Below are 19,828 nucleotides of genomic sequence, written 5' to 3'. Positions count from 1 at the left end.
TTTTTTCTCGTTACAGTTCCGGCAAACGGGGTGCACGTCACCGCGATAAAACTGCTGTTATTGAGGACCGACCCATGAATATGCAAACCGCCAACGTCATGGCGCCACCACCGCCCCGCACGTTGGAAGACATGAAGCTTTCCACCGTGATGATGCGCGACATCGTTTTGAAGACAATGTTCCGCAAGAACGTGGATATGGTCAGCGATCTTTCCAAGGCGATTTGCCTGCCGATCCCGGTGACACAGGAACTCGTGGATATGGCCCGCGAGCAACGTTTGCTGGAGGCGACAGGCACGCTCAATGCCAATAACGGCAATGAAATGGGCTACCAGTTGACCGAACAGGGCAAGGCCCGCGCGCTCGACGCCCTGTCGCAATCGGAATACTTCGGCGCCATGCCAGTGCCGCTTGATGTCTACCGCGAACAGGTCAAGCGCCAATCCGTGCGCAACATGCAGATCACCCGCGATCAACTAACCGGTGCGATGGGCCACCTCGTGCTGCCTGACATGCTGCTCGACCAGTTGGGCCCGGCAGTCTCCGCCGGGCGCTCGATCCTGATGTACGGCCCGCCCGGCAACGGTAAATCCTCCATCTCCAACGGCATCCGCGACGCGCTTGGCGACAACGTCTTTGTCCCGCGCGCCATCGAATACGCGGGCCAGGTGATCACCGTCTATGACCCCATCGTGCACGCCGCCGTGCCGATGGAGGAAGACGATCCAACCTCTTTGCGCCGCGCGACCAAGTTCGACATGCGCTATGTGAAATGCGAGCGCCCCACGGTGATCACCGGCGGTGAGCTCAGCCTCGACATGCTCGATCTGGTCTACAACCCCACCGCGCGCACCTATCAGGCGCCGTTACAGCTGAAATCGACCGGCGGCATCTTCATCGTGGACGACCTTGGCCGCCAGGCTGAGCCACCGCAGAGCCTTGTGAACCGCTGGATCGTTCCCCTGGAAGAAAGCAAGGACATCCTCGCCCTGCAATCGGGCGAAAAGTTCGAGGTGCCCTTCGACACGCTGGTGATCTTCTCCACCAACTTCCACCCGAATGAGATCTTCGATCAGGCCGCCCTGCGCCGGATTTTCTTCAAGATCAAGATTGATGGCCCAAACCAGGAAAACTTCCTGAAAATCTTCGCCATGGTCGCCAAAAAGCGCAAGATGCCGCTTGACGAGGCCACGCTGGTGCACCTTCTGAAGGTCAAATACCCCGAGATCGACAACATCTACGCCAACTACCAGCCGATTTTCCTGATCGACCAGATGATTTCAATCTGCGATTTCGAAGGCATCCCGTACCAGATGTCCCCGGATCTCATCGACCGCGCGTGGGCAAACATGTTTGTTAAAGACGAGCATATCGTGAAATAATCCGACACTGCCTGTGCAAAGAAAACATCTGTATTAAGCTCATTTTGACGGATGCTGCGGAAGGCAACGGGAAACAGCAAGCAATGAAATCAGGTCGGGGCAGCGCCTGTTCGCGTCGCATGCAGCAAACGACGTGCAGTTGAGAAAGATATACTGAAAACGAAGAAGACTTCTTTGCAGGCGTAGGAAATCGAAACCGTGAAAAATCTGTCGGGGCACTGTCTATGCGGTTCAGTCTCTTGGGTTGCCGCTGATCCAATTCTCTGGGCAGCGCTCTGCCATTGTGAAGACTGCCGCAGAGCATCATCTTCCGATTATGTCAGTTGGTTCGGCGTCCAGCGACAGACTGTGGCCTGGTCGGGGCCTCGCAAAATCTACCGTTCGTCGCCAAAGGTGGCGCGGAGTTTTTGCGGCGACTGTGGTTCACCCCTATCTTTCGAAACGGACGTTTTCCCGGACGAAACCCATCTATACGCTGCGACTTTGATTGATCCGACCTTGTACAGACCGACGGCCCATATCTTCTGGTCCGAACGGTTGCCATGGGTCGAAGTACAAGATGCTTTGCCGAAGCATATGAAAGGTTTGCAGGCCTCCGCCGAGGCAGGGCAGCATCTCTTGAACAATCCTGACTAGGTGTCGATTGCTCTCAGGTTCCAAGGCATGCAACGGCGCCGCCATTCATCATGCTTGAAGGCCCGTTTTAGCCAGCGAGCAGCCGTTGCCTTCTGTTTTTAGTGCTCAATGTGCGGCTGCTTGCCCAAACTCTCAAGACGATCCCGACACAATTTTCGCGCTTATTTTCGAGCAAAACAAACATTGCTCCCGGTTCGCGAACGCGCGTTTTGACATGCCCGACGCATATTGCGTTCAAATCTTTCTCCCATTTCAAGAGTGCTTTGGAGTTTCATTCGCTGTACGACGGGGCTGGTCCCCGACACGCGATCCGCTATCTTGCCCCGCATGACCGCCCTCCCCCGGATATTCAACGATTGGTTCTCCGCCAAAGGCTGGTCCATCCACCCGCACCAGCAACAGATGCTCGACCGCGCCGACGCACCCGCCCTGCTGCTCATCGCGCCGACCGGCGGTGGCAAGACACTGGCCGGGTTCCTGCCCACGCTGGTCGATCTGGCAGAGGCGCCGCACGATGGGCTGCACACCCTCTACATCTCGCCGCTCAAGGCCCTGGCTGCTGATATCAAACGCAATCTGACGACGCCGGTTACAGAAATGCACCTGCCCATCCGTGTCGAAGACCGCACCGGCGACACGCCCGCGTCCGCCAAGAAACGCCAGCGCGCCGACCCGCCGCACATTCTGCTGACCACGCCGGAAAGCCTCGCCCTGCTCACCTCCTACGAAGACGCCCCGCGCATGTTCAAAGGCCTCAAACGCGTGGTGGTCGATGAAATCCATGCGCTAGCGGAAAGCAAACGCGGCGACCAACTGATGCTGGCTTTGGGGCGCCTGCAACGGCTCTGCCCCGATCTTCGGCGTGTCGGTCTTTCTGCCACGGTCGAGGACCCCGCTGCCATCGCGCACCAGATGGCGCGCCATCCAGACCCCTGCGACATCCTGCTGGCGGATCCCGGGCCTGCCCCCGATATCTCCATGCTGACCACAGACGAGGCCCCTCCGTGGTCAGGGGGCGGTGCCGCCTATGCCATCCCCGCTGTGCTCGACCAGATCCGGCAGCACAAGACCACGCTGATCTTTCACAACACCCGCGCGCAGGCAGAGATTTTCTTTCATAACCTATGGCTTGCCAATGAGGACAGCTTGGCCGTCGGCATCCACCACGGCTCCCTCGACCGACAGCAACGCGAGCGCGTCGAGGGTGCCATGGTGCGCGGTGAGTTGCGCGCGATTGTCTGCACCGGCAGTCTCGATCTTGGCATCGACTGGGGCGATGTGGATCTGGTGATCCAGATCGGCGCGCCCAAGAACGTCAAACGTCTGGTGCAGCGGATCGGACGCGCGAACCACCGCTATAATGCGCCCTCCAAGGCGCTGCTGGTGCCTGCAAACCGCTTCGAGGTGGTGGAATGTGTGGCGGCGCTTGAGGCGGTACGCGCAGGTGCGCTGGACGGTGACCCACGCGGTCCCGGACCCCGCGACGTCCTGTGCCAGCACATTCTGATTACTGCCGCAGCCGGGCCCTTTGACGCCACCGACCTCTATGAAGAGGTCATCACGGTCGGGGCCTATGCTGCGCTCACGCGGGCCGCATTCGATGCCTGTCTCGATTTCTGTGCCACCGGCGGTTACGCCCTGCGTGCCTATGACCAATGGCAGAGATTGCTGCAGCGTCCGGACGGTCGGTGGCAGCTACGCGACCCTCGTGCAACCCAGAAAATCCGCATGAACATCGGCACCATTCAGGATACCGACACCCTGAAGGTCAGGCTGAAACGCAGTCGCGGCGGCAAGCCTCTGGGGGAGATCGAAGAGGGGTTTGCCGCCTCCCTGACCCCTGGCGACACCTTCCTGATCGGAGGCCAGATCGTGCGCTATGAAGGTCTGCGCGAGATGACCGTGGAAGTGAGCCGCAACGCCGCTAAAAAGCCCAAGGTCGCCACCTTCATGGGCACCAAGTTCGCCACCTCAACCCAGCTCAGCGCCCGCATCATCGATATGTTCCAGCAGGAGAGCTGGCCGGAACTGCCCGCCCACACGGCAGATTGGCTGGCGCTTCAGCGCGAGGTCAGCCAACTGCCCAGACCGGGACGTCTGCTGATCGAAAGCTTCCCCCATGACGGGCGGGAACAGACCGTAATCTATGGGTTTGCCGGGCGCAACGGGCAGCAGACGCTGGGCCTTTTGCTCACCAAGCGGATGGAGGAGATGGGGCTGAACCCGATGGGTTTCGTGGCCACCGACTATGCCACGCTGATCTGGGGGCTGAACGCGATCGATACCCCTGCCCCGCTTTTTGATCTCGACGCCCTGCAGGACGGGTTGGAGACCTGGCTCGCAGGCAACGCCGTAATGAAACGCACCTTTCGGGCCAGCGCGACCATTGCGGGGCTGATCCAGCGTAATACGCCGTCGGCGCGTAAATCCGGACGGCAGGCGACATTCAGTTCCGACATCCTCTACGACACCCTGCAGAAATACGACCCCGGTCATTTGCTGCTGGACATCACGCGCGAAGAGGCGCTGCGCGGTCTGGTGGACTTCGGGCGGATCGAAGAGATGTCGCGCCGTGTCGCAGGCCGGATTGATCACCTGAAACTGACGCGGGTGACCCCGCTGGCGGCCCCGATGTTCCTGGAGATGGGGCGGGTACCGGTGAAGGGTGCCGCCGAGGAAAAGCTGCTGGCCGAAGAGGCCGCGCGCCTGATGGACACTGCCGGGATTGCGGATGTCACGCCGCAACCGTCAAACAGGCCGCGTTGGCGCGTGGGCTATTGAACCCCTTGCAACCTTCGTGGGATTGCGCAATGAACAAATCATGAACTGCCATGATTTCAGTTTTGCCACCGCGTCGCTCAAGGCCCTTGGGTCGGGCGCCCTTTGGTGGCCGGACGAAGCGCTTTTGTGCATCTCGGATCTGCATCTGGGCAAGTCGGAACGGGTGGCGCGGCGCAGCGGGCAATCCCTGCCGCCCTATGAGACCCATGACACGCTGACCCGGCTGGCCGCTGATCTGGCACGCAGCAATGCGCGCATTGTGGTTTGTCTCGGTGACAGCTTCGATGATCTGACCGCCGCCGCCGCCCTGCCCGAGGACATCCGGCTCTGGATCACACGGCTGCAGGCGGGTCGCCGCTGGATCTGGATCGAGGGCAATCACGATCCGGGCCCTCTCGAATTTGGCGGCGAACATCTGCAGGAGTTGACCGTCGGTCCTCTGACCTTTCGCCATATTGCAGCGCCCGACGCCCAGGGAGAGGTTTCCGGCCATTATCATCCCAAGGCCGACCTGCAGGCCCGGGGAAGACGTATCTCCCGCCCCGCATTCCTGTGCGATTCCAATCGGTTGATCTTGCCAGCCTACGGCACCTATACCGGGGGGCTCCGCAGTCACAGTGACGTGCTGGGCCGGTTGATGCAGCCAAAAGCGCTTGCCATCCTGACCGGTCCTGTGCCCACCTGCATCCCGATGCCACGCTGAGAGGTGCAGATGGACCCCGCTCATAAAGACCGCATTCAGCGGAGTTTTGACGCCCAGTCGATGATGGCGACGCTGGGGGCAAAGATCACGCGAATCGCCGCAGGTGAGGTCGACATCACCGCGCCGATCCTGCCCGGCGCGCGGCAGCAGCAGGGGTTTGGCCACGCCGGGCTGACCTTTGCCATTGGCGACAGCGCGGCAGGTTACGCGGCGCTCAGCATGATGCCCCTGGACAGCGAAGTGGTGACGGCGGAGATCAAGATCAACCTGCTTGCCCCCGCCATCGGAGACCACCTGCGCGCCACCGGCACGGTGATCAAGCCGGGCAGACGTCTGGTCGTCGTCAGCAGCAAGGTACATGCCCTGCAGGACGGTCAGGAAACACTGATCGCCATCCTGCAAGGCACCATGGTGCCGGTGCCGCTCTGACCGTCAGACGGTCAGCCCTTCGGGCTCGGGCAGATCATTGGCGCGGCAGCAGGCCGTCACCGTGTTGGCCAGCAGGCAGGCGATGGTCATCGGGCCGACACCGCCGGGCACCGGCGTGATCGCCCCGGCCACAGCCGCGCAGCTGTCATAGTCCACATCGCCGACAAGGCGGGTCTTGCCCTCGCCCTTTTCCGGCGCGTCCAGACGGTTGATGCCCACGTCGATCACGGTGGCACCGGGCTTGATCCAATCGCCCGGTACCATTTCGGGGCGGCCAACCGCCGCCACGACGATATCGGCGCGGCGCACCACATCGGGCAGGTCCTTGGTGCGGCTATGCGCAATGGTCACCGTGCAGCTATCGCCCAGCAGCAGTTGCGCCATGGGCTTGCCGACGATGTTCGAGCGGCCAATGACCACGGCATCCATGCCGGACAGGGATCCATGGTGGTCCCGCAGCATCATCAGGCAGCCCAGCGGCGTGCAGGGCACCATGGACTTCTGACCGGTGCCCAGCAGGCCGACGTTGGAGATATGGAACCCGTCCACATCCTTTTCAGGCGCAATGGAATTGATGACCAGATCTTCGTCCAGATGTTTGGGCAGCGGCAGCTGCACCAGAATGCCGTGGATTTCGGGATCGTGGTTCAGATCGTCGATCACCTTGAGCAGGTCTGCTTCGGACGTTGAGGCGTCGAGCTTGTGCTCGACCGATTTCATGCCGACTTCGACGGTCTGCTTGCCCTTGGAGCGCACGTAGACCTGGCTCGCCGGGTCCTCGCCCACCAGGACAACCGCCAGCCCGGGCGTGATCCCGTGATCGTCCTTGAGCCTGGTCACATGGTCCGCGACCTGGCCGCGCACTGTGGCGGCGAATGCTTTTCCGTCGATGATCTTGGCTGGCATTTCTATCTTCCTGTTATCTTTCAAAAGTGACCTTGTGGGTCCAGTCCTCGCCGTCGCTGATCACCAGTTCCTCAAAGTGCATCAGCTGCAGCAAATCGTAAAAAGTCGCCACATATTGCAGTTCTTCCTGCTGGAAGAAGCCGCCCTGCCGGACGGCGACCGTCAGCTGCGCCATGATCGCACGCGCCCGGTAGAGCGTGGAAAACACCTCGTCATCCAAAGCGATCAGGATGAGCGTATCGGCGTCTTCTCCTTTGGCGAAAAAGACGAACCGCGGGCTTTCGGGCGATTCCAACTGCGCCGAGGTCAGTACGTTCACGAAATCGATGCGCACCGGTTTGCCCGCGCCGCCGCCATCCCGGACCACGCGGTCGAACGTTTCTTCGGAGGTGACATCGGGGTAGTAGTACCCGACATAGCGGTCCTGCGCGGCGGCAGTCCCGGCAACGAAAAGCGCGCAAAGCAAGGCAATCCATCTGGTCATCATCATCTCCCTGAATGTCATGACACAAAGCTTGCGGGCATCATGTGCCGGGGGCAACAGATTTCGCCGCCCCCGCGTCATTCATCAGCCGGTCGTGATCAGAACAGACCTTCGACATCGCCATCGGCATTGAGCTTGATGTTCTCAGCCGAGGGCACGCGTGGCAGGCCCGGCATGGTCATGATCTCACCGCAGATCGCCACGACGAACCCGGCGCCCGCGCTCAGGCGGACTTCCCGCACGGGGATGTTAAAGCCGGTCGGTGCGCCGCGCTCGTTGGGATCAGTGGTGAAGCTGTACTGCGTTTTCGCCATGCAGACCGGCAGGTTGCCATAGCCCTGATCTTCCCAATCCTTGAGCTGGTTGAGAATTTTCTGATCCATCACCGCGGCATCGGCGCGGTAGATCTTGGTGGCGATGGTGTTGATCTTGTCGGCCAGGCTCATTTCGTCCGGGTAGATCGGCGCGAAATCCGCGTCGCCCTTCTCAATGGTTTCCACAACTTTGGTGGCCAGATCGGCGGAGCCTTCGGAGCCCAGCTCCCAATGGCGCGACAGCACCGCTTCGGCGCCCTGACCGGCCACGTACTCCTTCACGGCCTGCACTTCGGCATCGGTGTCAGTCACGAAGTGGTTGATCGCCACGACCACCGGCACGCCAAAGGATTTTACGTTCTCGATATGACGGCCGAGGTTCGCACAACCATTTTTCACCGCGTCCACATTCTCAGCCCCCAGATCCGCCTTGGCCACGCCGCCGTTCATCTTCATCGCGCGCACGGTGGCCACGACGACCACACAGGACGGCGCAAGACCGGCCTTGCGGCACTTGATGTTGAGGAACTTTTCAGCACCCAGGTCGGCACCAAAACCCGCTTCGGTCACCACATAGTCCGCCAGTTTCAGCGCGGTTGTCGTGGCGATCACAGAGTTACAGCCGTGTGCGATGTTGGCGAAAGGTCCGCCATGCACGAAAGCCGGGTTGTTTTCCAGCGTCTGCACCAGGTTCGGCTGCATCGCGTCCTTCAGCAGCACGGTCATCGCGCCATCAGCCTTGATGTCGCGGGCGTAGACAGGCGAGCGGTCGCGGCGGTAGGCCACGATCATGTCGCCCAGACGTTTCTGCAGATCGTTCAGGTCCTTCGACAGGCAGAGGATCGCCATGACCTCGGATGCCACGGTGATGTCAAACCCGGCCTCGCGCGGGAAGCCGTTGGCCACGCCGCCCAGAGACGTCGTGATCTGGCGCAGCGCGCGGTCATTCATGTCGACAACGCGACGCCAGACAACGCGGCGGGTGTCGATCTCAAGGCTGTTGCCCCAATAGATGTGGTTGTCGATCATCGCCGAAAGCAGCGAGTGCGCAGAAGTGATCGCATGGAAGTCGCCTGTGAAGTGCAGGTTCATCTCCTCCATCGGGACGACCTGCGCGTATCCACCGCCCGCAGCGCCGCCCTTCATGCCGAAGTTCGGCCCAAGCGAGGCTTCACGGATGCAGACAGCCGCTTTCTTGCCGATGTGGTTCAGACCATCGCCCAGACCGACAGTGGTGGTTGTCTTGCCCTCACCTGCGGGTGTCGGGTTGATCGCGGTCACGAGGATCAGCTTGCCGTTTTCATTGCCCTGCACCGAGTTGATGAAGCTCTGCGAGACCTTCGCCTTGTCATGGCCATAGGGCAGCAGATCGTCGCTGGAGATCCCCAGCTTTGCGCCAATCTCCTGAATTGGCTTTTTCGACGCGGCGCGTGCGATTTCGATGTCGGATTTGTAGGCCATGGAAGAATCCCCCTGAATGCGCCGCGCGCGGCAGTTTTGCTGCGTCATGCTTACGAGCGCGCCGAAGCTGGCAGAAGGGCAATTCCGACATTTCCACCACTATCCGCGGCGGCAAGCGCACCAATCGTTTCTTTTCGGAAACGAATGTTACGTTCGGGCGTCTGCGAGATGGGCCCAGACCGGCTGGTCCGGAATATGCAGGGTGACGGTGTCGCCGACAGCGACAGACCCCTCGCGTTCGACCCAGGCAGTCACGCCACGCCGGTTTTTCGCCGCCGGTTTGAACGCCGCGCCAAACCCGGGGTGGTCCTTTTCGATCTCTCGCCCCGGCAACACGCAGGGCCGGTTTTCCATGTCGATGGTGATGCTCGCCCCGCTGGGCATTTGCAGGCGCGAAGACGGCGGCACGTGAGTGAAATCGGGGATGCCTTCGATCACCATCGAGGCGCCGACCCACGCAGGGTCAATCAGGTCCAGCCCCATGTCGCGGGCGGTTGCGGCCAGTTCTTCGGCGGAGAGCACGGAGAGCTGACGCACATTGCGGATTTCGGTGCCCTTGGGATATTGCGCCTTGGTACGGACGCAAGAGGGGCGGGTCAGCCCGCCGTGACATTCCCCGTCGATGCCGTGAAAAGTTAACTCAGCGCTGTTCAGCGGCTCCGCCTGCAACAGCGTCTCGCTGTCGATGACCCGGCCAAGCCAAGTGATCTTTCCCGTGAACCCGGTGGGCAAAAGTGCGGGCATTCGATGTCCTTCCGACAAGTGGTGCGGCCAAGGGATCAGAGCCTCGGGCAAAAGAAAAGGCCCCGCCGCAGCGGAGCCCATGAAACTTTGTGATCGGATCATTGCGACCCGTGATCAGGTCGAAGGCTCCGGTTCCAACCCGCCATCGGAGGGCGGTGTTTTCTTCGCCTTGGCCTTGGCTTTCGGAATGGCCGTGACGCTGGGTGCAGAACCGCCATCCGGCTTGTCTTCCTCATCCGCAGGCGGCACCGGCGGCTCGCCGTTCATCACGCGCTTGATCTCATCGCCGGTCAGCGTTTCATATTCCAGCAGACCTTGGGCGAGACGTTCGAATTCCGTCTCGTTTTCCTTGATGATCTTGAGCGCCCAGTCATAGCCGTCCTGGATGAACTTCTGGACCTCCTCCTCGATCAGCTCCTTGGTATTGGCGGAGACCGAGAAACCAGCCGTGTTCCCCTGGTAGCCTTCGGCGGCTTCGGAATAGTCGATGTTGCCGACCTTGTCCGACATACCCCAGCGTAGGACCATGGCACGCGCGAGGCCCGAGGCCTGCATGATATCGCCCGCCGGCCCGTTGGAGACCGCCTCCGGCCCGTATTTGTGGATTTCCGCCGCCTTGCCCGCCATGGTCATGGCCAGACGCTGGTGGCATTCGTCCTTGAACATGTTCAGACGATCCATTTCCGGCAGGCTCATCACCATGCCCAGGGCACCGCCGCGCGGAATGATCGTGGCCTTGTAGACCGGATCGCATTTGGGCAGCATCATACCGACCAGCGCGTGACCGCTCTCGTGGTAGGCCGTCATCTCTTTCTGTTCCTGCGTCATGACCATGGAGCGGCGCTCCGCCCCCATCATGATCTTATCCTTGGCCTGTTCGAAATCGATCATCGTCACGAAACGACGTCCGACCCGGGCAGCACCCAAAGCCGCTTCATTCACAAGGTTCGCCAGATCGGCGCCGGAAAATCCGGGCGTGCCGCGCGCGATGATGCGCAGATCGACATCCGGGCCCAGCGGGGTCTTGCGGGCATGCACGCCGAGGATTTTCTCGCGGCCCTTGATGTCCGGGTTGCCCACGGTCACCTGACGGTCGAACCGGCCCGGGCGCAGCAGCGCAGGGTCCAGCACGTCTTTACGGTTGGTGGCCGCGATAATGATCACGCCTTCATTGGCCTCAAAGCCGTCCATCTCGACCAGCAGCTGGTTGAGGGTCTGTTCGCGCTCGTCATTGCCGCCGCCGTAACCAGCACCCCGGTGGCGACCCACCGCGTCGATCTCATCGATAAAGACGATGCAGGGCGCGTTTTTCTTGGCCTGTTCGAACATGTCACGGACCCGGCTCGCGCCAACGCCGACAAACATCTCAACGAAATCCGACCCCGAGATTGTGAAGAAAGGCACGCCCGCTTCGCCCGCAATCGCACGCGCCAGCAGTGTTTTACCGGTCCCAGGAGGGCCCTCAAGCAGGGCACCTTTCGGAATTTTACCGCCCAAACGACTAAACTTTTGCGGATTACGCAGGAACTCGACGATCTCTTCGAGTTCTTCCTTGGCCTCATCGATTCCCGCTACGTCGTCAAATGTCACGCGGCCATGCTTTTCAGTGAGCATCTTGGCCTTGGATTTGCCAAAGCCCATGGCACCGCCTTTGCCGCCACCCTGCATCCGGTTCATGAAGTAGACCCATACGCCGATCAGCAAGAGAAACGGCAGGAGCGACATCAGGAAGGTCTGGAAGCCCGACTGCTGTTGTTGCTCGGCCCGCACGGCGATGTCGTTCTCGATCAAAAGCTGTGTGATTTCAGCATCTTCGGGCTTGATCGCAACATAGTCGGCACCGTCCTCCTGACGGAAACGAACCTGTTCCCCATCCAGTGTAACGTTGCTGACATTACCGGACTCCACCGCGTTGACGAATTCCGAATAGCTGATTTCACGGCTCTGAAGCGTGCTGCCGGGGCCGCTGAACAGATTGAACAGTGCCAGGATCAGAAGGAACAGAACGACCCAAAAGGCGATGTTGCGTGCGTTACCCAACGAAATTCTCCCAAATATGCGCGTGGTGCGGATCGGCATGATACCACCACCCGCTTAAGATAGACACTGTGCCGCCATGTTCAATGCGATAAAAGTGCGGCAAAGAATGCTTCTTCGCCGCCCTCGATCCGCGCGTGCCAGCCGTTTCTGTAGCCCGCCATGGGGGCAGCCACCAGTTCCGTGCCGCGCCAGACCGCGGGTGTGACGCGCAAGACATCGCGGGGGCGCTCTGTTGCGCGCCAATCCGGCACCTGATCCAATCCGTCCGGCCCAAGCGCCGCGATATACAGCTGGTCATCCGGTAACCCGCCCTGAATGTGCCAGCGCCCGTCCCAGATCACACCCATTGGGCAGGTCACCTCACGCACCGGCTGATATTCACGGAAAACCCACAAGGCGTCACGATCCCGCCACGCCTGACAACCGTCTACAGTGCCCCCTGTCCCGCCTTTCAACGACTCGATCAGGGCCAGAACCGGGCGACGGCGCGGGGCGTAGTCGGAGCCGCTGATCCACCCCAGCGCGCTAAGCAGGATACGGCGGGCAATTTCATCCGGCAGCGTCCGGTACGCGCGCCAGTCAATGCGCACAGCGCCAGCCTCGATACGGGTGATGCGACGCGCTTCCAGAAAGGCCTGCCAGCTCAGCGCGTCGCGCGCCCGCGCCATGTTGAAAGCAACCTGACCCAGCGCCTGCGCATCAATACCCAGAGGGGCAAGTAGCTTGAGCGCCTCGCGCATCCTGACCCGGTTGAACCGCCGGTCGTCGTTGCTGGGGTCTTCAAGCCAGGTTGCCCCCCGCGACTGCAGATCATGGCGCAGATCGGCGCGGGTGATACCCAGAAGCGGGCGTATCCAGGTGATGCCCCAAGCCAGGCGTCGCGGCGTCATGGCCGACAGACCATCCACCCCTGCCCCGCGTGCCAATCGCATCAGCACGGTTTCGGCCTGATCGTCGAGCGTGTGACCCAGCGCGACAGTCTGCAGCCGGTTTTCCCGCGCCCAGTCCGCAATCAGTTTGTAGCGCGCGTCCCGGGCCTCCTTTTGCAGGTTGCCCTGACCATCCCATCCGGTCCACGGCAGCACAGTGTGGGGGATGCCCAGAGACTGGCACAACTGCCCGACTGTCTTCGCCTCTTCGGCAGCCTCTGCGCGCAGCCCGTGATCCACGGTAACAGCATGGAGTTGCAGCGGATGGCTCTCGGCGAACGCGTGCAAAAGATGCACCAAAGCGACAGAATCGCCGCCGCCGGACACGGCAATGCCAAGTGCCGGTGGGGGATTGGGCAGCAGATGTTTCGCAACCTCACTGCCCAGATCCTGCGGCATTACATCACGCACAGCCCAGGCGTTGCATCTCTGCGCGGGCCTGCTCGGCCGCGGGATCGGTGGGAAAGCGCAATCCGACCTCACCCAGGGTCACGCAGGCTTCCTGCGTCTGGCCAAGCCCGCCGAGCGACCGCCCAAGGCGGAACAGAGATTGCGGCGCGAGAGGGCCGGTCGGTGCCACGCTGAAACTATTGAGATAGGCACGCGCGGCTTCACGCGTGTCTCCCAGGCCTTCGAGGGCCTCACCGCGCCCAAGGTCTGCCCCTGACGCCAATGGGCCACCCGGGTAAGTCTGTGAAAAACTCTCAAACAGCGCGACCGCCTGTTGGAAATCGCCCTCCGCAAGCGCCGCTTGTGCCTTCTTGAAGTCTTCTTCTTCGCCGACGGCCAGTTGTGTGCCGCCTTCGGGCAAGGCAGTTGCCGTACCGGTGCTGGGGGTCGGAGCCGCGGGGGCGACGGTGGCCGGGATATCCCCGCCAAGCGTGCTGGTCTCTCCCAGCGCCGCGATATCGCCGCCTTCAAGCTCGACCAGCCGGAATTCCAGATCCCCAAGACGGTTGGTGCCATCCTCGACGATGCGGTTGATGCGGAACTCCAGCTCCTCGGTCTTGGAGGTCAGCCGCTGCATCTCTGCTTCAATTGCGGTCATCCGGTCCAAAACCGACGCACCGCCCGTATTGACCGAGGCCCCGCCGGTCGTGGAAAGCTCACGCCGCAGCTTCTGGATCTCCACGTAGAGCACGGTCATCTCTTGCCGGATATCGGCCAGGGTTTGATCGTCCTGCGCGGCAACACTGAGCGGCAGCAGCGCAAGGGCGGTGACGATAGCGACCAGATTGCGCATGGGTTATCCTGTCAGGCCACCGGCCAGCACGGTCACCGCGCGGCGGTTCTTGGCATAGCAGGCCTCGTTGGAGCAAATCTCAATGGGGCGTTCCTTGCCATAGCTCACGGTGCGCAACCGGTTGCCCGCCACACCTTTGGAGACCAGGTATTCCCGCACCGCATTGGCCCGGCGCGCGCCAAGTGCCACGTTGTACTCGCGGGTACCCTGCTCGTCAGCGTGACCTTCGATGATCGCGGTGAAATCGGTGTTTGTCAGAAGCCATGTGGCCTGACCGTCCAGAATGACCCGCCCCTCGTCCGTCACGGCAGATTGGTCAACGGCGAAAAGTACCCGGTCGCCAATCGTCTGGTTGAAATACGCGGGTGATGTCGGGTCATTTGCGCTGCCCGGCACGATTGCACCGCCGCCCACACCGCCTGCGCCGCCCGCCGTGCCATCGGCACCGAAACGTCCAGGGTTCGTACAGGCGGCCAGGGCCAGCCCTGCAACGAGTAGTAGGATTTTTGCCGTAAGTGTCATGCTCTCTGCCTCATATGGATAAGCCGTTTATTATTTTGTCGGGGTTTTACCACAGGCGGCGGCCCATGGGAACGATTTCAGGGGCCTCACTGCAAAAGCGGCGACCACGAGGGGTCCGAGCCACCCTCAGGTGTGCGCACGGGGCGCAGATTGCGGCCCGAAATATCGACCGAATAAAGCGATGAGCGCCCGCCTTCGCCCTGGGTTTCACGGGTAAACATGATGACGCGGCCATTGGGCGCCCATGTCGGCCCCTCATCGAGGAAGGAGGCGGTCAGCAGCCGCTCTTCCGATCCATCCGTGCGCATGACGCCGATGTGGAACCGCCCACTGTTCTGCTTGGTAAAGGCGATCAGATCGCCGCGCGGCGACCAGACCGGCGTGCCATAGCGCCCCGGCCCAAAGGAAATGCGCTGCGCTTCGCCACCGCCCGCAGGCATAATATAGAGCTGCTGCGAGCCCGAGCGGTCGCTTTCAAAGACGATCTGGCTACCGTCAGGTGAAAAGCTTGGCGCGGTTTCAATCGACGGGGCGGAAGTCAGCCGCGTGGCACCGCCCCCGCCGACATTCATCGCCCAGATATCGGTGTTGCCGCCCTGGCTGAGCGAAAAGACGATGTTCTGCCCGTCCGGCGCAAAGCGTGGTGCAAAACTCATGGTGCCATCCTGGCTTTCCAACACCCGTTGCTGCACCGAGCCTACATCCAGCACATAGATGCGCGGAAAACCGGTCTCGTAACTGGTATAAAGCACCCGGTCCCCGCTCGGCGAAAAGCGGGGCGCCAGCACGATGGCGCTGCTGTCGGTCAGGTACTGCACGCCTGCACCATCGTAGTCCATGATCGCAAGCCGCTTTTGCCGCGCGTCCTTGCTGCCGGTCTCGGACACAAAAACGACGCGGCTGTCGAAATAGCCGCCCTCGCCCGTGATCCGGCTATAGACTGCATCAGCCACCTTATGCGCCATGCGGCGCCAGCCCTCGGTTGTGCCGGTGAACTGCAGGCCGTCCCCCATCTCCGCACCCGAGAACACATCATAGAGCCGGAACTTCACCGCCAGCTGGTTGCCCTGCACCGAGACCGCCCCGGTGATCAGCGCCTGCGCGTTGATCGCTTTCCAATCGGCGTATTGCACGGGTGCCGCAAAGCTGCTGACCTGGCTGATGAAAGCGTTTACCGGGATTTCCCGGAAAAGTCCCGTCCCCGACAGATCAGCAGAGACAACCTGGCTGATCTGTGCCGCCAATCCGCCTGCGTCTCCGGTTTCCGCCTCGAAGACCGGCAGGGCAAATGGCAGGGGTTCAATAACCCCTTCGGTGATCTCGATCCGCAAGGGTCCGTCGCTTTGCGCCAGCGCTGTGCCTGACCAAAGCCCGCCAAGCGCCAAGGCCGCACTCAATACCATTCCCAGAAATCTCATTTGATACGCATCCTTTCGGGATTGAACGTCATCTCAATATCCTGCCACTGGCTATATTTTTCCACGGGTAATTCGAAGCCTCTTGCGCCACATCTGATAATTGCGCGGCGCGCTGCCTCAAACGCCTGCCGGGCGGCCTGCTCCGTGCCACCGGAACTGGACGTCATGCGGATAGAGGAGGTGACCGGTTTGCCATCCTGGCTCATCGCCACGCTGACCACCACCGTGACGTTGAGCGCATCCGTGGAAAGCGACCCTACGTTCCAACAAGCCTGCACGGCAACTCGCAGTGTGTCCTTCTCCCCGGCGGTCAGTGGCGGCCCCTGCGGCGCGCTTGGCGCGCTTGAGGGCGTGTTCTCACCACTCAACGCCTCGGCCAGTGCGGCGGCAACCGGATCTTCCGCCTCTGGCTCTGGCGCCTCACTTGCGGGTGGGTCGGGCTCTTCGGTCTCAGCCGGTTGCGCGGTCTGCACCGGGGCGTCGGGACGGCGCGCAGGGGGGCGCGCCGATGTGTTCGGCACAGCGCTCGGACGCTCCGCCTCGGTGACAATCTCCGTCGCCGCAGCCTCGGGTGCGGTTGCCTCAGCAGGCTCCTGAGGGGTCTCGCCCGCTTCATCCGGTGCCACGGCCTCCTGCTCCACCGGGTCCGGGGTCGCTTCGGGATCGGGTTGGGCAACGGCCTCCGGGGCCACGCGCTCGGCAGCTTCGGGCACCGGCGTGTCGCTGACCTCCGGCACCAGAACGGCCACATCTGCGGGCGGCTCTGGCAGGACCGGTGCCTCGTCACTGACCTCCGCCTGCGGCAGGGGTTCGATCTGCGACACGTCCGGGGCCTCTTCAACGCTCGGCGTCTCTGCGGGCGCGGGCGTTGATTGATCGTTCACCGTATCTTCGGTCGCCGCGATCTCCGGGGCGTCCGGTGTCACCTCAGGGCTGGAAGGTTGCGCCACCTCCGTCGTCGATTGCGGCGCCTGCCCGGCGGCCACCATGGCCGCGTATTCCTCCCCCGAAATCACTGACACAGCGCGGGCCTCAAAGGGCAAGGGTTCGGCGGCGAAGACATCGCCGAAGACCAGCCAGCCGATCAATGCCAGATGCCCCGCGCCTGAGATATAATGCCCGGTATGCACCGCGCCCTACCGGTCCTGCCCGTCCAGCGTCGGCCCACCGATGTCCGTGACCAGCCCGATATTGGCAAAACCGCCCGCGTTCAGCGCGCCCATGACCTCCATGACCTGCGCATAGGGTACCGCCCCATCCGCGCGCAGGAAAACCTGGTCACTGGTGCGTTCCGCAGCAATTGCGCGCAGCTTGGGGATCAACTCCCCCCGCGCCGTTTCGGTGGTCTGGATCTGCAGGTCACCCGTCGCGGTGATGGTGATGGTCAGCGGTTCTTCCTGTTCCGTCGGCAGCGCACCGGCAGCGGTTTTCGGCAGTTCCACCGGCACACCGACGGTCAGCAAGGGGGCCGCCACCATGAAGATGATCAGCAGCACCAGCATCACATCCACAAAGGGTGTGACGTTAATCTCGGACATCGGCTGCGCCTTGCCGCGCCCGCGCCGCCTGCGCCGCGTGCCTTCGCCCTGGTTCTGAATGACGCCTGCGCCCATGACCTATCCGTCCAACTGGCGGCTGAGGATCGTTGCGAATTCATCCGCAAAAGCCTCGTAGCCCGAGAGGATCTTATCACAATCGGCGCTGAGCTTGTTGTAGAAGATCACCGCCGGGATCGCCGCCAGCAACCCCAGCCCCGTGGCCAGCAAGGCCTCGGCAATACCGGGGGCAACCACGGCGAGGTTGGTGTTCTGCTGTTCTGCAATCTCGATGAAGGCGTTCATGATCCCGATCACCGTCCCGAAAAGCCCGATAAAGGGGGTCGACGACCCCACGGTCGCCAACACTGTAAGTCCGCCGCGCAGATAGTCGGCTTCCTTATTGATCGCCACATCCATTGAGCGATCAATCCGCGAGGTGGCCCCGGCGATCAGCCCACCATCGTCGCGGTGCGAGCGGCGCCATTCGGTCATGCCCGCCGCGAATATCTTCTCGGAACTGCCCGAGGGCGCCGGGCCAACCGTTTCGAAAAGACCGTCCAACGGCTCCCCCGACCAGAAGGCTTGATCAAACTCTGCCGCCTCGGCACGGGCGCGCCGGTAGACAATTAGCTTCATCACGATGATCGACCACGACCAGAAGGAGGCCACGATCAGCATGATCATCACGATTTTTACGATTAAGGTCGCGCGGGCAAAAAGCCCCCAGAATGAGAAATCAATCTCATGCGCCAATGCCAGCGTTTCTGCTTCCATGATGCCTGCTCTTTACTGTTCACCGCTCTTGGGTCGTTTTGCCGACCTCAATTTCACGCGATTCTATCGAAGAACAATGCGGATTGCTATCACTATGCTGTCATGACGCCGGGGTTATTGGCATTGAGCGGAGTTCTGCTGGCAATCTGGTGGGCTTTCCGCCCGCGCCGATACAGGCAATCGTGACGTCGGCGGTAAAGAGCAGATCGTCATCGCGCCGCACCTTCTGGCGCATGACCATGCGCGCGGGCGTCATTTGGATAAGCGTGGTTTCGACGTCCAGCGTGTCGTCAAATCGTGCGGGCCGCAGATACTCGGCCTCCACCCGGCGCACCGCAAAGACCACGCCCTCGGCCTTCATCGCCAGTTGGTCGATGCCGATATCGCGCACCCAGTCGCTGCGGGCGCGTTCGATGTAGCGCAGGTAGTTCGCGTGGTAGACAATGCCCGCCATGTCGGTGTCTTCATAGTAGACGCGGAGCCTGAAACGGTGCATCGGCCTAGCCCTCCCAGTGACAGGCCGCGGCCTGCGTCACCAAGCCGTCGGCCCCGAAATAGAGCGTCTCTGCCGCCAGCACGCCGCGGTGGTTCTTGTAGGTGATCACCATCATCTCGTGGCCCTCGAACACATCCTCCACGGTGAAGATCAGGTCGGGCTGTCCCTCCAGCGCCTTTGCCCAATAGGCCCGCAACGCCTCCTTGCCGCGGATCGTACCGTCGCCCATCAGGGCTTGCGCCTTGCGCGAGTGAAAGACGATGTCATCACTATAGTGCGCCAGGATACGGTCGAGATCATGGCTGTTCCAGCCTGCCTGCCATGCCTTGGCAAAGGCTTGATAGTCTATCGTGCTCATTGCACCTGCCCAATGCGCGCCGCAAGGCGCAGCGCATGGCTGCTGTCCTGTGCTGCCGGGGGCATGACCGGATCATAGGCCGCGCGGATCAGCGCGGAGATCTCCGGCCGCAGGATGGTCTTGTCACCCGCCACGGCCAGCGGTGACTGCTGCCGGAATGCAGCGTCCGACCACAACAGCACTGACTGCACGATCTGGCTCAGCGCCAGGGTCTGTGCGGGCACGTCGCTCAAGGCCTTGTCCATGCGCAGGAAGACGAAACAGGCCTTGATCGCGCCTTCCGGATCGAAGTGAAAGACACGGTACTGATTGGCCTCCGCCGCTTTCAGCTTCTCCACCAGCGGTCTCAACTCAAGGATCAGCCGGTCCAGCCCCGGCACCTCGGGCAATTCGTCCCAGTCCTGAAAGAAGAACACCATGAGGTTGCTGCCCAACTCCGGGTCCGTCTCGGCCATCTGATGGCCGGACAAGGTCATCACCGCCTCCAGCGCGCCTTTAATGACTGCCAGGGTCTCGTCGGTCACGCCGAAGACCACCGGCGCAATCGGGCGGCCCCAACGGGCAAAGACATAGTCTCCGCTCTCACGTGTGAATAGAGCCTCGATCTTGGTGGCGTCGATCATGTGGGTCTTCTTGCCTTCGCTGTTCGGATCAGGTGGGGAAGGTGGTG

At 61.8% G+C, this 19,828-nt stretch carries 20 protein-coding genes; 5 read left to right on the top strand and 15 right to left on the bottom strand.

What is annotated here, in order from left to right; all coding sequences use genetic code 11:
- The first annotated feature begins 74 nt into the window (after window positions 1-74).
- From Q1A52_RS13100 to Q1A52_RS13085, 5 genes are all read left to right on the top strand, one after another.
- Complete coding sequence (locus tag Q1A52_RS13100; RefSeq protein WP_299782358.1) at window positions 75-1,382, top strand: ATPase; 1,308 nt, start codon at window positions 75-77, stop codon at window positions 1,380-1,382.
- Window positions 1,383-1,580: 198 nt separating this feature from the next.
- On the top strand, window positions 1,581-2,018 hold the full coding sequence (locus tag Q1A52_RS22875; protein ID WP_367278036.1) for a GFA family protein: 438 nt from the start codon (window positions 1,581-1,583) through the stop codon (window positions 2,016-2,018).
- Window positions 2,019-2,345: 327 nt separating this feature from the next.
- On the top strand, window positions 2,346-4,799 hold the full coding sequence (locus Q1A52_RS13095) for a ligase-associated DNA damage response DEXH box helicase (protein WP_300016021.1): 2,454 nt from the start codon (window positions 2,346-2,348) through the stop codon (window positions 4,797-4,799).
- A gap of 40 nt (window positions 4,800-4,839) precedes the next feature.
- A complete protein-coding gene (gene pdeM, locus Q1A52_RS13090; RefSeq protein WP_300016018.1) occupies window positions 4,840-5,502 on the top strand; it encodes a ligase-associated DNA damage response endonuclease PdeM in 663 nt (220 codons plus the stop codon).
- Between the two features lie 9 nt (window positions 5,503-5,511).
- Complete coding sequence (locus tag Q1A52_RS13085; RefSeq protein WP_300016015.1) at window positions 5,512-5,931, top strand: PaaI family thioesterase; 420 nt, start codon at window positions 5,512-5,514, stop codon at window positions 5,929-5,931.
- A gap of 3 nt (window positions 5,932-5,934) precedes the next feature.
- Here the strand turns inward: Q1A52_RS13085 and folD are convergent, their stop codons facing one another.
- From folD to Q1A52_RS13010, 15 genes are all read right to left on the bottom strand, one after another.
- Window positions 5,935-6,837: a bifunctional methylenetetrahydrofolate dehydrogenase/methenyltetrahydrofolate cyclohydrolase FolD gene (folD, locus tag Q1A52_RS13080; protein WP_300016012.1), complete on the bottom strand. Its 903-nt coding sequence runs from the start codon at window positions 6,835-6,837 to the stop codon at window positions 5,935-5,937.
- A gap of 13 nt (window positions 6,838-6,850) precedes the next feature.
- Window positions 6,851-7,321 carry a hypothetical protein gene (locus tag Q1A52_RS13075; protein ID WP_300016009.1) on the bottom strand — a complete coding sequence of 157 codons (471 nt, stop codon included), beginning with the start codon at window positions 7,319-7,321 and terminating at the stop codon, window positions 6,851-6,853.
- A 98-nt stretch (window positions 7,322-7,419) separates the two neighbouring features.
- Window positions 7,420-9,096, bottom strand: a complete 1,677-nt coding sequence (locus tag Q1A52_RS13070; protein ID WP_300017303.1) for a formate--tetrahydrofolate ligase — start codon at window positions 9,094-9,096, stop codon at window positions 7,420-7,422.
- Window positions 9,097-9,243: 147 nt separating this feature from the next.
- On the bottom strand, window positions 9,244-9,840 hold the full coding sequence (locus Q1A52_RS13065) for an MOSC domain-containing protein (RefSeq protein ID WP_300017301.1): 597 nt from the start codon (window positions 9,838-9,840) through the stop codon (window positions 9,244-9,246).
- Between the two features lie 114 nt (window positions 9,841-9,954).
- Window positions 9,955-11,880 (bottom strand): ATP-dependent zinc metalloprotease FtsH, encoded by a 1,926-nt coding sequence (gene ftsH / locus Q1A52_RS13060; protein WP_300016006.1) that lies wholly within the window; start codon window positions 11,878-11,880, stop codon window positions 9,955-9,957.
- Window positions 11,881-11,960: 80 nt separating this feature from the next.
- Window positions 11,961-13,208 (bottom strand): tRNA lysidine(34) synthetase TilS, encoded by a 1,248-nt coding sequence (gene tilS, locus Q1A52_RS13055; protein ID WP_300016003.1) that lies wholly within the window; start codon window positions 13,206-13,208, stop codon window positions 11,961-11,963.
- A 4-nt stretch (window positions 13,209-13,212) separates the two neighbouring features.
- Window positions 13,213-14,052 carry a tol-pal system protein YbgF gene (gene ybgF, locus Q1A52_RS13050; RefSeq protein ID WP_300016000.1) on the bottom strand — a complete coding sequence of 280 codons (840 nt, stop codon included), beginning with the start codon at window positions 14,050-14,052 and terminating at the stop codon, window positions 13,213-13,215.
- A 3-nt stretch (window positions 14,053-14,055) separates the two neighbouring features.
- Window positions 14,056-14,574: a peptidoglycan-associated lipoprotein Pal gene (gene pal / locus Q1A52_RS13045; protein ID WP_300015997.1), complete on the bottom strand. Its 519-nt coding sequence runs from the start codon at window positions 14,572-14,574 to the stop codon at window positions 14,056-14,058.
- Between the two features lie 86 nt (window positions 14,575-14,660).
- The gene (tolB, locus tag Q1A52_RS13040; RefSeq protein WP_300015994.1) at window positions 14,661-15,992 is read right to left on the bottom strand and encodes a Tol-Pal system beta propeller repeat protein TolB; all 1,332 of its coding nucleotides are present in this window, start codon (window positions 15,990-15,992) and stop codon (window positions 14,661-14,663) included.
- Window positions 15,989-17,122, bottom strand: coding sequence for an energy transducer TonB (locus Q1A52_RS13035; protein ID WP_300015991.1), 1,134 nt, complete (start codon window positions 17,120-17,122; stop codon window positions 15,989-15,991). The genes tolB and Q1A52_RS13035 overlap by 4 nt, the downstream gene beginning before the upstream one ends.
- Before the next feature lie 6 nt (window positions 17,123-17,128).
- Window positions 17,129-17,605 carry a protein TolR gene (gene tolR / locus Q1A52_RS13030; protein ID WP_300015988.1) on the bottom strand — a complete coding sequence of 159 codons (477 nt, stop codon included), beginning with the start codon at window positions 17,603-17,605 and terminating at the stop codon, window positions 17,129-17,131.
- 3 nt (window positions 17,606-17,608) lie between these two features.
- Entirely contained in the window at window positions 17,609-18,304 is a 696-nt protein-coding gene (gene tolQ, locus Q1A52_RS13025; RefSeq protein WP_300015985.1) for a protein TolQ, read from the bottom strand.
- Window positions 18,305-18,404: 100 nt separating this feature from the next.
- Entirely contained in the window at window positions 18,405-18,800 is a 396-nt protein-coding gene (ybgC, locus tag Q1A52_RS13020; protein WP_300015982.1) for a tol-pal system-associated acyl-CoA thioesterase, read from the bottom strand.
- A gap of 4 nt (window positions 18,801-18,804) precedes the next feature.
- Window positions 18,805-19,158: a nuclear transport factor 2 family protein gene (locus tag Q1A52_RS13015; RefSeq protein WP_300015979.1), complete on the bottom strand. Its 354-nt coding sequence runs from the start codon at window positions 19,156-19,158 to the stop codon at window positions 18,805-18,807.
- A complete protein-coding gene (locus Q1A52_RS13010) occupies window positions 19,155-19,781 on the bottom strand; it encodes a hypothetical protein (RefSeq protein ID WP_300015976.1) in 627 nt (208 codons plus the stop codon). The genes Q1A52_RS13015 and Q1A52_RS13010 overlap by 4 nt, the downstream gene beginning before the upstream one ends.
- Between the last annotated feature and the right edge of the window lie 47 nt (window positions 19,782-19,828).

The organism is uncultured Roseobacter sp. (assembly GCF_947488185.1).
Lineage (GTDB): Bacteria > Pseudomonadota > Alphaproteobacteria > Rhodobacterales > Rhodobacteraceae > Roseobacter.
The sequence above is the reverse complement of the archived record's forward strand: the minus strand, read 5'-3'. Positions and strand labels throughout refer to the sequence as shown.